The sequence below is a fragment of the Neobacillus oceani genome (assembly GCF_046237595.1).
GTDB lineage: Bacteria > Bacillota > Bacilli > Bacillales > Cytobacillaceae > Bacillus_D > Bacillus_D oceani.
In genome coordinates this window covers 3,190,531-3,203,513 of the sequence record NZ_CP143543.1, presented here as the reverse complement: position 1 = coordinate 3,203,513, position 12,983 = coordinate 3,190,531, and the positions used below count along the sequence as shown (strand labels likewise).

Annotated in this window: 11 protein-coding genes; 10 read left to right on the top strand and 1 reads right to left on the bottom strand. The window is 47.4% G+C overall.

The window, feature by feature from the left end:
- Positions 1-36: 36 nt before the first annotated feature.
- The 7 genes from V1499_RS16170 to V1499_RS16140 all read left to right on the top strand — a co-directional run bounded on the left by V1499_RS16170 (position 37) and on the right by V1499_RS16140 (position 7,625).
- Positions 37-1,275 (top strand): NADP-dependent malic enzyme, encoded by a 1,239-nt coding sequence (locus V1499_RS16170; protein WP_409270896.1) that lies wholly within the window; start codon positions 37-39, stop codon positions 1,273-1,275.
- Between the two features lie 68 nt (positions 1,276-1,343).
- Positions 1,344-1,907 (top strand): FadR/GntR family transcriptional regulator, encoded by a 564-nt coding sequence (locus tag V1499_RS16165; protein ID WP_409276318.1) that lies wholly within the window; start codon positions 1,344-1,346, stop codon positions 1,905-1,907.
- A gap of 277 nt (positions 1,908-2,184) precedes the next feature.
- Positions 2,185-3,057 (top strand): acetyl-CoA carboxylase, carboxyltransferase subunit beta, encoded by an 873-nt coding sequence (gene accD, locus V1499_RS16160; protein ID WP_409270895.1) that lies wholly within the window; start codon positions 2,185-2,187, stop codon positions 3,055-3,057.
- On the top strand, positions 3,051-4,028 hold the full coding sequence (gene accA, locus V1499_RS16155) for an acetyl-CoA carboxylase carboxyl transferase subunit alpha (protein ID WP_409270894.1): 978 nt from the start codon (positions 3,051-3,053) through the stop codon (positions 4,026-4,028). Before accD ends, accA begins: the two co-directional genes overlap by 7 nt.
- A gap of 314 nt (positions 4,029-4,342) precedes the next feature.
- Positions 4,343-5,305, top strand: coding sequence for a 6-phosphofructokinase (pfkA, locus tag V1499_RS16150; protein ID WP_409270893.1), 963 nt, complete (start codon positions 4,343-4,345; stop codon positions 5,303-5,305).
- 21 nt (positions 5,306-5,326) lie between these two features.
- Positions 5,327-7,087, top strand: coding sequence for a pyruvate kinase (gene pyk / locus V1499_RS16145; RefSeq protein ID WP_409270892.1), 1,761 nt, complete (start codon positions 5,327-5,329; stop codon positions 7,085-7,087).
- Positions 7,088-7,232: 145 nt separating this feature from the next.
- Positions 7,233-7,625, top strand: a complete 393-nt coding sequence (locus V1499_RS16140) for an FxsA family protein (protein ID WP_409270891.1) — start codon at positions 7,233-7,235, stop codon at positions 7,623-7,625.
- Positions 7,626-7,659: 34 nt separating this feature from the next.
- Here V1499_RS16140 and ytvI read toward each other — a convergent pair whose 3' ends face one another.
- Positions 7,660-8,781: a sporulation integral membrane protein YtvI gene (gene ytvI, locus V1499_RS16135; protein ID WP_409270890.1), complete on the bottom strand. Its 1,122-nt coding sequence runs from the start codon at positions 8,779-8,781 to the stop codon at positions 7,660-7,662.
- A gap of 495 nt (positions 8,782-9,276) precedes the next feature.
- On the opposite strand from ytvI, the gene citZ reads away from it, so the two are divergent.
- The 3 genes from citZ (at position 9,277) to mdh (ending at position 12,875) form a co-directional block, all read left to right on the top strand.
- On the top strand, positions 9,277-10,392 hold the full coding sequence (gene citZ, locus V1499_RS16130) for a citrate synthase (RefSeq protein ID WP_409270889.1): 1,116 nt from the start codon (positions 9,277-9,279) through the stop codon (positions 10,390-10,392).
- A gap of 172 nt (positions 10,393-10,564) precedes the next feature.
- Positions 10,565-11,833: an NADP-dependent isocitrate dehydrogenase gene (icd, locus tag V1499_RS16125; RefSeq protein WP_409276317.1), complete on the top strand. Its 1,269-nt coding sequence runs from the start codon at positions 10,565-10,567 to the stop codon at positions 11,831-11,833.
- Positions 11,834-11,936: 103 nt separating this feature from the next.
- Positions 11,937-12,875: a malate dehydrogenase gene (mdh, locus tag V1499_RS16120; RefSeq protein ID WP_409270888.1), complete on the top strand. Its 939-nt coding sequence runs from the start codon at positions 11,937-11,939 to the stop codon at positions 12,873-12,875.
- Positions 12,876-12,983 lie beyond the last annotated feature (108 nt).

The window sequence follows — 12,983 nt, the reverse complement described above, 5'->3', positions numbered from 1 at the left end:
AACCATGTCCTTCCATATCCTAAAGGAGTGAATACCTTGACATTGCGTGAAGAAGCACTGCATATGCACCGAGTAAACCAAGGGAAGTTGGAATCAAAATCAAAAGTAGAGGTAAGGAACGCCAGGGATTTAAGCCTTGCTTATTCTCCAGGGGTAGCTGAACCTTGCAAGGAAATTTATGATAAGCCTGAAACGGTATATGACTATACAATGAAGGGCAATATGGTAGCGGTGGTTTCAGATGGAACAGCCGTGCTGGGGCTGGGAAATATCGGGCCGGAAGCAGCACTTCCCGTTATGGAGGGAAAAGCTGTCCTGTTCAAGAGCTTTGCGGGAGTGGATGCATTTCCAATTTGCCTTAACACCACAGATGTCGACAAAATTATTGAAACAGTCAAGCTTCTTGAGCCGACATTTGGCGGGGTAAATCTTGAGGATATCGCCGCGCCTAAGTGTTTCGAAATAGAGGAAAGGCTTAAAAAAGAAACGAATATACCTATTTTCCATGATGACCAACACGGTACAGCTATTGTTACAGTTGCTGGGCTAGTCAATGCCCTTAAGATTACCGGTAAAAAAATGACCGAAATCAAGGTGGTCGCAAACGGTGCGGGCGCAGCGGGAATCGCGATTATTAAGCTTCTTTACAGCTACGGTGTCCGTGACATTATAATGTGTGATACAAAAGGGGCAATCTATGAAGGGCGCCCTAGCGGCATGAATGCCATAAAGGATGAGGTTGCCCGGTTTACGAATAGGGACAGGATTCACGGGAACCTTGAGGACGTTATTAAAGGCGCGGATGTGTTCATCGGTGTTTCCGTTGCCGGCTCCTTGACAAAAGAAATGGTTGCCACGATGAATGAAGGGCCGATCATCTTCGCAATGGCCAATCCGATTCCGGAAATTATGCCGGAGGAAGCCAAAGAAGCCGGAGCGCGTGTGATTGGGACGGGCCGTTCGGACTTCCCGAATCAGGTCAACAATGTCCTTGCCTTCCCAGGCATTTTCAGGGGAGCCCTTGATGCACGGGCAACCCATATAAACGAGGAAATGAAAGTCGCCGCGGTTGAAGCGATTGCCAGCCTGATTAGCGCTGATGAGCTGAATGAGGATTATGTCATCCCGGCCCCATTCGATGAAAGGGTCGCGCCAGAGGTCGCATCCGCGGTAGCCAAGGCAGCGATCGAAACAGGGGTTGCCCGCCTGCGTGTCGATCCAGAAGAGGTAAAGGAAAAGACAAAACGCCTTTCATTGATAGGTAGAAATAAGTGAACGATTCTATAAAGAGCAAGTCCCAAAACTCAAAGGTATATATTGAAATTGTCAAGCAGCTTCGGGAAATGATTGCTGCCGATGGCCTGAAAACCGGGGACAAAATACCTTCCGAGCGGGAATTGTCCGAGCGCCTCATTGTGGGGCGCTCCTCTGTTAGGGAGGCTCTCCGGGCACTAGAATTATTGGGCCTTATCGAGACGAGAAGGGGAGAGGGCACTTTTATCCGCGACTTCCAGGGTAACCAGCTCGTTCAACTGCTAAGCACATTCATCCTCCAGGACGAAAAAGCAAGGCGGGATGTGAAAGAAACAAAATACTGCATCGAAATGGACTGCCTGCGGCTCATCCTCCAAAAAGCTCCTCGTCCATATCTCGAACAAATATACAAAATGGCCGAAAAAGCGGAAATGAATGATGATGAGTTTTTCCACCATCTAATCCAGCTGGCTGACAACCATTTGATTTTGCGCATATGGGTGATTTTAAAGGACTATTACCATTCCCAGGACTTTGAAAAAGAAATTGCCCGGCCTGAAGAGTACAGGGCTCTCCTCGACGCCATTGCGGCTGGAAATGAGGAAATGGCAATAGAAAAATATAAAGAATTAAGAAAAATGTCTAAATCCTAGCGACAGAAAGCGGCATCTTTTTTTAAAAAAGTGCCCTATAGTATGGACAGGCAAGCCTTGGCAATCACGGGCCATTTTTAATCTTCAAGTGGTCTGGCCACTGTTGCCGCTACGCATCCGAAAAGTTTTTCGCTATACTATAGTATGACGAAAATGCCGGTACTTACCACGATAGTGGAATGCCAGGATCTCGGCCTGCCGGAAGACAGCCAATGAATACTTTAAGCATTGCAGTTCCCGGCTTTAATCCCAATCTTAAAACTAGGGAGGTACTAACTTGCTAAAAGAGCTATTTAATAAAAAACCGAAGAAGAAAAAATATGCCGCAATTCCCTCTGAAGCAGCAAAGCAGGACGTCCCTGAAGGCATCATGACAAAATGCCCTGGTTGCAAGAAAATTATTTATACACGGGAGCTTGCGAAAAACCTGAAAGTTTGTTTTCACTGCGGCCGCCATTATCCAATGAATGCCCGTGAAAGAATCCAGAGTTTCCTTGATGAAGGGAGCTTTGAGGAAATGGATGCGGGCATGATTTCCGAAAACCCATTGGGGTTCCCGGAATATCTTGAAAAGCTTGAAAAAGACAGAATTAAAACAAAAATCAACGAAGCAGTCGTTACCGGGACCGGAACGGTGAACGGCATCAAGGTGTCAATCGCGATTATGGATTCAACCTTCCGTATGGGAAGCATGGGATCTGTTGTTGGTGAAAAAATTACCCGCGCCGTAGAAAAAGCTGGGGAGCTTGGCGTGCCTTTTATCATTTTTACTGCTTCCGGGGGTGCAAGGATGCAGGAAGGCGTTTTAAGCCTTATGCAAATGGCAAAAACGAGTGTGGCCCTGAAGCGGTTTAGCGATAATGGAGGGCTGATTATTTCGATCATGACTCATCCGACAACAGGCGGGGTTTCCGCTAGTTTCGCATCCCTGGGGGATTACAATATCGCCGAGCCAGGCGCGTTGATTGGTTTCGCGGGAAGACGGATTATTGAGCAAACAATCAGGGAAGAACTGCCGGAAGATTTCCAGACTTCAGAGTTTTTACTAAAGCATGGCCAGCTCGATGCGGTAATTGATCGACATGAGCTGAAAGGCCAAATTGGCACTATTCTTGAATTGCATCAGCGTGGAGGTGAGCTTGTTTGGTAGGTGAACTTGAATTTGAAAAACCAATTATTGAGCTGAGAAAGAAGATTAGTGAATTAAAGGAATATACAAATAAAACGGATGTAGACCTTTCGTCTGAAATCGAAAAGCTTTCGGCCCGGCTGGAGAAACTCGAGGAAGATATCTACTCCAACATAAAGCCGTGGGACCGCGTGCAAATCGCCCGCCATCCAAACAGGCCGACAACCCTTGACTATATCGGGTATTTATTCGACAGTTTTATTGAATGCCATGGAGACAGGTTGTATGGGGATGATGAAGCCATCGTAGGGGGAATCGCAAAATTCAAAGGCGTTCCGATAACGGTCATTGGGCATCAGCGAGGAAAAGATACGAAAGAAAATATCAGGCGGAATTTCGGGATGCCTCACCCCGAAGGTTATCGAAAAGCTTTAAGGCTGATGAAACAGGCCGACAAGTTCAGCCGCCCGATTATTTGTTTTATCGATACAAAAGGTGCCTATCCGGGCAAAGCAGCGGAAGAGCGGGGCCAAAGCGAGGCGATTGCGCGCAATCTCTTTGAAATGGCAAGCCTGAGTGTTCCGGTTGTTTGCATCGTAATTGGTGAGGGCGGCAGCGGCGGCGCCTTGGCACTTGGCGTAGGAAACCATATTCTAATGCTCGAAAACTCCACTTATTCGGTTATTTCGCCGGAAGGGGCGGCTGCATTGCTTTGGAAGGATGCATCCTTGGCAAAACGAGCCGCAGAGTCGATGAAAATTACCGCGCCAGATCTAAAAAAACTGGGAATCATTGATCATATCATTCCTGAGGTCCGAGGCGGAGCCCATCGGAACGTCGAAGCGCAGGCCCATGAAATTGAAAAGGCGCTTTTCCGATCGCTGAAAGAATTGTCCCGGCTTTCCGGAGCTGAACTAAAGGACCAGCGGTATGAAAAATACAAGACAATCGGCGAGTACTCGTTTTTAAATGACTATATAGGGGTAAACTGAAGCGTGCTTTTCGAAGCACGTTTTCTTTTGCACCAGGAAAGGAATAATACTTTTAAACTCTCTAAGAAAGAGTATTGAAGTAGCGCCAGGGTGCGGGAATACCTCCCAATTCGTTAAAAAGTCCGAGGGTTTTCTTATTAAACGCTTACACTTGACCGATAAACGTTGTTTTGCTTGTTTCGTTGCGATTAAGTTGTTAGACCTCTTACTTAATGGTATTTTATTAATGACAGTTTATTACCTTTATAACAATGTAAGGGGTTTACGAAAACCTTTGCCTGATGGACGATTAAAAATATGGGGTGAATAGTTCAATGAGAAAAATCGGAGTATTGACTAGCGGCGGGGACTCCCCTGGTATGAACGCTGCCATCAGGGCAGTCGTCAGGAAGGGAATTTACCATGATATAGAGGTTTACGGAGTGTATGGAGGTTTTGCGGGTTTGATTAATGGAAATATCCAAAGGCTTGGATTGGGTTCGGTCGGGGATATTATCCATAGGGGAGGCACAATGCTCCAATCAGCACGTTGCATTGAATTTAAGACGAGGGAAGGACAAACGAAAGGGATCGAGCAGTTAAAGAAGCATGGGATTGAAGGCCTTGTTGTAATTGGCGGAGACGGCTCCTACCGCGGCGCCAAAGCGCTGACCGAACTTGGCTTCCCTTGTGTCGGCGTCCCGGGGACAATTGATAATGATATACCGGGCACTGAATTTACAATCGGGTTCGATACGGCGCTAAATACCGTTATTGATGCAATCGATAAAATCCGTGATACAGCCAGCTCTCACGAACGTACTTTCATTATTGAAGTAATGGGCCGCGATGCCGGGGATATCGCCCTATGGGCAGGTTTGGCCGGCGGGGCTGAAACCATCCTCATTCCGGAAGAAAATTACGACATGGCCGATATTGCAGAAAAGCTTCGCCGCGGTAATGAGCGGGGGAAAAAACACAGTATCATTGTTGTAGCCGAGGGAGTATGCAGCGGGGGGGAGTTTGCCCGCACCTTGAAAGAAGCAACAAATATTGATACGCGGATTTCCGTTCTGGGGCATATGCAAAGGGGTGGATCGCCAACCGCCGCTGACCGTGTTCTTGCGAGCAGGCTGGGAGCGAGGGCTGTTGAGCTTTTAATCGAAGGCCGTGGCGGAAGAGCGGTGGGAATTGAGCAAAACCGGCTGGTCGATTATGACATTATAGAGGCCCTTGAAGAGAAAAAACATGTTCTTGATCTCAATTTGTATAAATTGTCCCAGGAACTATCTATTTAATGGCTGACAGGAGGATAAAGCATGCGTAAGACAAAGATCGTTTGTACAATAGGACCTGCAAGTGAAAGTATTGAAAAACTGAAAGACTTAATGGTTGCAGGGATGAATGTAGCCCGCCTTAACTTCTCGCATGGCGATTTTGAGGAGCATGGGGCAAGGATCGCGAACATCAGGAAAGCAGCTGAAATGACCGGAAAGACTGTCGGGATTCTCCTTGATACGAAAGGACCGGAAATCCGCACCCACAATATGAGGGATGGCGCGATTGAGCTGATAGCTGGAAGTGAAGTTACAGTTTCCATGAAAGAAGTCGAAGGAACGCCCGATATGTTCTCCATTACATATCCAGGCCTTATTGATGACGTTCACATTGGATCAAAAATTCTTCTGGATGACGGGCTGATTGGGCTTGAAGTAACAGAAATCGATAAGGATCAACAATTAATTCATACAAAGATTTTGAATTCAGGGACGTTAAAGAATAAAAAGGGTGTCAATGTGCCTGGTGTTTCTGTCAACTTGCCAGGAATTACGGAAAAGGACAGAAAGGATATTCTCTTTGGTATAGAACAGGATATCGATTTCATTGCGGCTTCCTTTGTCAGAAGGGGGAAGGATGTTCTTGAAATCCGCCAGCTTCTTGAGGAAAATAATGCGACGCATATTCATATTATTCCTAAAATCGAGAATCAGGAAGGTGTCGATAACATCGATGAAATCCTCGAGGTTTCGGATGGCCTTATGGTTGCCCGTGGTGATTTAGGGGTGGAAATACCGGCTGAGGAAGTCCCTCTTGTGCAAAAAATGCTGATTAAGAAATGCAACTCTGAAGGTAAGCCAGTCATCACTGCGACCCAAATGCTCGACTCGATGCAGCGCAACCCGAGGCCGACAAGGGCGGAAGCAAGTGACGTTGCAAACGCGATTTTTGACGGTACGGATGCGATTATGCTTTCAGGTGAAACAGCTGCCGGACTTTATCCTGTTGAGGCCGTCCAAACGATGCACAATATTGCATCCAGGGCCGAAGAGGCATTGAACCATAAAGAAATTCTCCAGAAAAGGAGCAGGGATACGGATACGAATACGACTGAAGCGATTGGACAATCGGTCGCCTACACTGCCCTCAATCTCCAGGTTAGCGCAATCATCACTCCTACTGTCAGCGGCCATTCGGCAAAGATGGTTTCGAAATACCGGACGAAGGCGCCTATCGTGGCAGTTACGTCCGATAAGAGGGTACAAAGGCGTTTGTGCCTTGTCTGGGGAGTATATCCTCAGATTGGCAAGATGGTAAAGACAACTGATGAAATGATGGATATTGCTGTCGGCGAAAGCTTGAACAGCGGGATTGTGGAGCATGGAGACCTTGTCATCATTACTGCGGGTGTTCCTGTCGCGGAAGCGGGAACAACGAATTTAATGAAAATTCACATCGTTGGTGACATTGTTGCCAAAGGCCAGGGCATCGGCAAAAAATCGGCATACGGAAAAGCCGTTGTCGCACGGAATGCTGAAGAAGCGCTCGCGAAAATTGCTCCCGGGGACATCCTGATTACAATCGGCTCCGACAGGGAAATGGTACCCGCGATTGAGAAGTGCAGCGCACTGATTACAGAAGAGGGTGGGTTGACAAGCCATGCGGCGGTTGTAGGCCTGAATATCGGAATCCCGGTTATTGTCGGCGTGGAAAACGCAACCGAAATTTTAAAGGATGGACAGGAAATAACGGTTGACGCAACAAGGGGCGTAATTTACAACGGGCATGCAAGCGTGCTGTAAATCCTGCAAAAAGAAGGGAGGGCCGTCCCTTCTTTTTGTTTAATGGCCGCTTACGCTTTTCCAAAAAGAAGTGAATGTTAGAAATTTGTCTAGATCCAGCGCCGGAAACGGCCGCTTACGCTTTTCTACGGGGAGTTGTCGAACCATGTTCCGCACTTATTTTTTTCTGCTCATCATTCTTGTTCCAGCAGCCGAAATTGGGATATTGCTCTGGTCGGGTAAAACAATAGGTGTGCTTCCTACCGTTTTCCTTATTTTATTGACAGGGGTGCTCGGAACCTATTTGGCGAAGAGCCAGGGTTTAAAAGTCATCCGCCAGGCGCAGCAGCAAATGGCGTACGGCCAAATGCCCGGGGAAGCAATTCTCGACGGCATAAGCGTCCTTGTCGGGGGAACGCTCCTCCTCGCTCCTGGCTTTGTAACGGATTTGTTTGGGCTTTTCCTGCTAATTCCGACAACCAGGAAGTTTTTCAAACGGCTGCTGGCAGCTTCCTTCAGAAAATGGATGAACAAGGGAACAATTAGAATAATTAGGTGACAAATGAAACGCCGGCTTGCAAGCCGGCGTTTTGTTAATGCTTACTTTCATTTCCCTTGATGAAAGCCCAAAGGTCTTCAAAGACGTGCGCGCGCTTAAGCGTGTTAAAAATGACGAGGACGACCGGGCCTGCTATAAGGCCAAGAAACCCGAGAAGCTTAAAGCCGACGAAAAGAGCGACCAGGGTGGCAAGTGGGTCAAGGCCGATGCTTGAGGAGAGGATTTTCGGTTCCATTATCTGCCTTTGGACGAGTACGATGATATACAACACGCCCAGGCCTATTCCAAGCCTCATATCCCCCGCAATCGCCTCGTACAGGATCCAGGGTACAAACACCGTTCCAGTGCCAAGATAAGGAATAATATCGACAACCCCGGCTACAAGCGCGATTGTAATAGCGTAATCGACACGCAGGATAAGGAGGCCTATCAAGATGATGACTGTCGTGATGGAGATAAGGGTCAGTTGGGCCTTGATAAAGCCAAAGAGAGCTTTTTTAAGGTCAGCGAATACGGTCCGGCCGCTTGCCCTTGCTTTCACAGGGATGAGCCTTCCCGCCATGGAAGAAAGCCGATACCAGTCCTTGCTGATAAAAAAGGTTGCCAATAACGAAAAAATCAACACTGTCGCGGCATTAGGAAACCAGGATAAAATCATGGGAATATTCCCGAAAAATCCATTCAGGAATTGTCCAACTGTCGTACCGACCCTCTGGCCGACATTCTGAATATTTTTCATGATCGTTTCCTGTTGTCCTGCGTCCAGGTTATTGAATAAGCCGGTGAGCTGGTTGTAAAGAGGGATGATTTGGGAAGCGAACATGTCCTCACTATAGCGGATCATTGTATTCAGATGCTTTGGCAGGACTTCGGCAAGGTAGGTGGCTCCACTAACGATCTCGGCTACCAACAGAGTTACAAGCCCCGCAAATAAAGCGAAAATAATGACCAATGTGATGAGGACCGCAAGCGATCGCGGCATTCGGCCTTTTTTTTCAAAATAATTAACAATGGGATTTATCAAGAAGGCGATGGCAAATGCAATCAGGAATGGGTACGTTACCGCCGATATGTAATAAAACGCGATAAATCCCCCAATCACCAGCCCTACCACAATAAGCAGCCTCATTGTACGGGCTATATAAACTGGATTCAATCGCAGGACACCTCCTTTGGCTAAAAATGGATAATATAGACTAAGTTTAACATTTTGCCAATGAATATGCATTACGGCTATAATTTAAAAAAGCGATTTATTATCAGCGCTCGCAAAACCGAAACAAATTTCCACTATCTACAATTCAATTTTTCTATCAGTATAATATTTTTAAATTTTTCAATTCCTTTTCATTCACAAAAATCTGACAATTGGTTATAATAGTACATGTAAGCGCAATCTTTTTTACATAGGTTTTATTATTATGATTAAATAATTGTGTATAGTGTAAAGTGAAGGAATCTTTTATCAGCTTTAAAAGCTTTAAATGAATGGCGGGTGAGCGGCATTTGCTTTATTTTATTGGCAGATGCTCATTTTTTGGAATAATTCCGAGCAAGCGCTCATGCAATTCAGCCGGGCAAACCGGACTTCCAACTACACTATAGGAAAAGGGAACGGGGAAATTACACAGTTTGAAAGGAGAGGTTTGGCATGTCAGTTACACGTGGACTAGAAGGGGTTGTTGCAACAACCTCCTCAATCAGCTCGATCATCGACGATACATTGACATATGTCGGCTATGACATTGATGATCTTGCAGAGAATGCTAGTTTTGAAGAAGTCATTTATTTGTTATGGCACCGGAAATTGCCGACAGAGGCGGAGCTTGAGGAATTAAGGGGACAGCTTTCAGCCGAAGCGGGGCTGCCACAGGAAGTACTTGATCATTTCAAAATGTACCCTATCAAGTCCGTCCATCCGATGGCTGCATTAAGAACGGCAATTTCATCGCTCGGCCTATATGATGATGAGGCAGATGTGATGAGCCAAGAATCCAACTACAGAAAAGCTGTCCGCCTCCAGGCCAAAATGCCTGCGCTCGTAACGGCTTTCGCAAGAATCAGGAAAGGGCTTGAGCCAATTGCCCCAAGGAAGGACCTTGGTTTTGCCGCCAACTTCCTGTACATGCTGACTGGAAATGAGCCGGATGCGATTGCGGTCGAGGCTTTTGACAAGGCACTTGTCCTGCACGCGGACCACGAATTGAATGCTTCAACCTTCACCGCAAGGGTATGTGTAGCCACGCTTTCCGATGTGTATTCCGGAATTACTGCCGCGCTTGGCGCCCTTAAAGGGCCGCTCCATGGCGGTGCGAATGAAGCTGTCATGAAGATGCTGACAGAAATCGGATCACCAGAGAATGTTGAAGCGTACGTAAGAGGCAAGCTTGATAATAAGGAAAAGATCATGGGCTTTGGACATCGTGTTTACCGGAAGGGAGACCCGCGCGCGAAGCACCTGAGGGAAATGTCACGGAAACTTACAAGATTGACAGGGGAACCACACTGGTACGATATGTCGGTCAAAATTGAGGAAATCGTTACTGGTGAGAAAAACCTTCCGCCGAATGTCGATTTTTATTCCGCTTCGGTTTACCACAGCCTTGGCATCGACCATGACTTGTTCACGCCAATCTTTGCTATCAGCCGTGTGTCCGGATGGCTTGCTCATATCCTCGAGCAATATGACAATAACAGGCTGATTCGCCCGCGCGCCGATTACATTGGCCCGGGGATGCAAAAATACATCCCGATTGCTATGCGCTAAAATCGCCTGCCGGATTGGTTTACTTTCCCGGGGAAAATTGATGTAATGAATAGAGCGGGGGAACGCCCAAGTATGGCAAGTCCCCCGCTTTCAAAGGTTAGGAGGCGCCTTCTAACCTTTTAAAAACGTAGTTTTATCCAAATAGGATTCATCAGTGGAGGGAGAAATGACAATGCAAGGTGAAAAAATTACAGTCCAAAATGGAGTATTGAATGTTCCTAATAATCCCGTTGTCCCATTTATCGAAGGAGACGGCACCGGCCCGGATATTTGGGCGGCTTCAGTAAGGGTTCTCGATGCTGCTGTGGAAAAGGCCTATCAAGGTGAAAAGAAAATTGTCTGGAAGGAAGTGTTCGCCGGAGAAAAGGCGTACAACCAGACTGGTGAATGGCTGCCGCAGGAAACATTGGATGTAATCAACGAATACCTAATCGCCATCAAAGGGCCTCTTACAACTCCGGTTGGCGGCGGTATCCGATCCCTGAACGTTGCGCTTCGCCAAGAACTTGATTTGTTCGTTTGCCTGCGCCCTGTAAGATGGTTTGAAGGCGTTCCATCGCCGGTCAAGCGCCCGCAGGATACCGACATGGTCATTTTCCGGGAGAACACGGAAGACATTTATGCGGGTATTGAGTATGCAAAAGGATCGGATGAGGTTAGGAAACTGGTCGAATTCCTGCAAAACGAAATGGGCGTGAACAAAATCCGCTTCCCTGAGACTTCAGGTATCGGAATCAAACCGGTTTCCGAAGAGGGAACAACTCGCCTTGTCCGCGCGGCGCTTAATTATGCAATCAAGGAAGGCCGTAAATCCCTGACCCTTGTACATAAAGGGAACATTATGAAATATACAGAGGGCGCGTTTAAAAATTGGGGCTATGAGCTTGCTGAAAAGGAATTCGGCGACAAGGTCTTCACGTGGGCCCAATATGACAGGATCAAGGAAGAAGAAGGTGTTGAAGCTGCGAATAAGGCACAGGCCGACGCGGAAGCAGCCGGCAAAATCATCGTGAAGGATGCCATCGCGGATATCTTCCTCCAGCAAATCCTGACACGCCCGAAAGAATTTGATGTCGTTGCGACAATGAACCTGAATGGTGACTATATCTCCGACGCCCTTGCGGCTCAGGTAGGCGGAATCGGCATCGCGCCAGGCGCCAACATCAACTATGAAACAGGCCACGCCATTTTTGAAGCGACACACGGCACGGCGCCTAAATATGCCGGCCTTGACAAGGTAAACCCTTCTTCCGTCATTTTGTCCGGTGTACTAATGCTTGAGCACCTTGGCTGGAACGAAGCTGCGAATATGATTGTGAAGTCGATGGAAAAGACAATCGCATCCAAGGTTGTTACGTATGATTTTGCCCGCCTGATGGAAGGCGCGACTGAAGTGAAAACATCTCAATTCGGTGACGAGCTTATTAAAAATATGGAATAAGCAGGGCTGGTTGCCATTGCACCATTTTGCATTTCACGGCGGCGGGCAGCATTGCCTTCCCGCCGGCATCCCAGTGTAAAACCATAACCAGGGAGGAAACGACATGTCAATGAAACGCAAAAAGATTTCAGTCATCGGAGGGGGCTTCACAGGGGCAACCACTGCATTCCTATTGGCCCAGAAAGAGCTTGGCGATGTAGTTCTTGTCGATATACCGCAAATGGAAAACCCGACAAAAGGGAAAGCTCTTGATATGCTGCAGGCAAGCCCGGTTCAGGGGTTTGATGCTAATATTACAGGAACATCCAGCTACGAAGACACTAGGGATTCTGATATTGTGGTCATAACCGCGGGGATTGCCCGAAAGCCAGGAATGAGCAGGGATGACCTTGTCCAGACTAACCAAAAGATCATGAAAAGCGTGGCACAGGAAATCGTGAACTATTCTCCTGATTGCTTCATCGTAGTTTTGACAAACCCTGTCGATGCGATGACCTATACAGTTTTCAAGGAAACTGGCTTCCCTAAAAACCGCGTCATCGGGCAATCCGGCGTTCTGGACACGGCCCGGTTCCGGACATTTATCGCCCAGGAACTCAACTTGTCTGTAAAAGACATTACTGGTTTCGTCCTTGGCGGCCACGGTGACGATATGGTACCGCTCGTCCGTTATTCCTATGCTGGAGGCATCCCGCTGGAAACCCTTATTCCAAAAGAACGCCTTGAAGCAATTGTTGAGCGTACACGTAAAGGAGGAGGCGAAATCGTCAACCTTCTTGGCAACGGAAGTGCTTATTACGCGCCCGCAGCCTCCCTGGTTGAAATGTGTGAAGCTATCCTGAAGGATCAGCGCCGAGTCCTTCCATCAATCGCCTATCTTGAGGGCGAGTACGGTTACGAAGGCATTTATCTTGGCGTTCCAACCATTCTCGGAACTAACGGCATCGAGAAGGTAATCGAGCTTGAACTGACAGAAGACGAGAAATCCGCGCTTGACAAGTCCGCGGAATCAGTGCGTAATGTCATGGCTGTACTTGCATAAGTGGTGACCGAATTCGGGGGAGTTTCCCCCGAATTTTTTGGCTGCCATGGAAAAAGCCTTCACGGTTTTCAGTATAGGTAAAACTGATTTGGGATATCCGCCTTTTTG

Excerpts from the sequence above, each read along its gene's own strand:
- V1499_RS16165 (WP_409276318.1), top strand. The coding sequence starts at position 1,344 with ATGATTGCTGCCGATGGCCTGAAAACCGGGGACAAAATACCTTCCGAG.
- pfkA (WP_409270893.1), top strand. The coding sequence starts at position 4,343 with ATGAGAAAAATCGGAGTATTGACTAGCGGCGGGGACTCCCCTGGTATG.
- pyk (WP_409270892.1), top strand. The coding sequence starts at position 5,327 with ATGCGTAAGACAAAGATCGTTTGTACAATAGGACCTGCAAGTGAAAGT.
- V1499_RS16140 (WP_409270891.1), top strand. The coding sequence starts at position 7,233 with ATGTTCCGCACTTATTTTTTTCTGCTCATCATTCTTGTTCCAGCAGCC.
- citZ (WP_409270889.1), top strand. The coding sequence starts at position 9,277 with ATGTCAGTTACACGTGGACTAGAAGGGGTTGTTGCAACAACCTCCTCA.
- icd (WP_409276317.1), top strand. The coding sequence starts at position 10,565 with ATGCAAGGTGAAAAAATTACAGTCCAAAATGGAGTATTGAATGTTCCT.
- mdh (WP_409270888.1), top strand. The coding sequence starts at position 11,937 with ATGTCAATGAAACGCAAAAAGATTTCAGTCATCGGAGGGGGCTTCACA.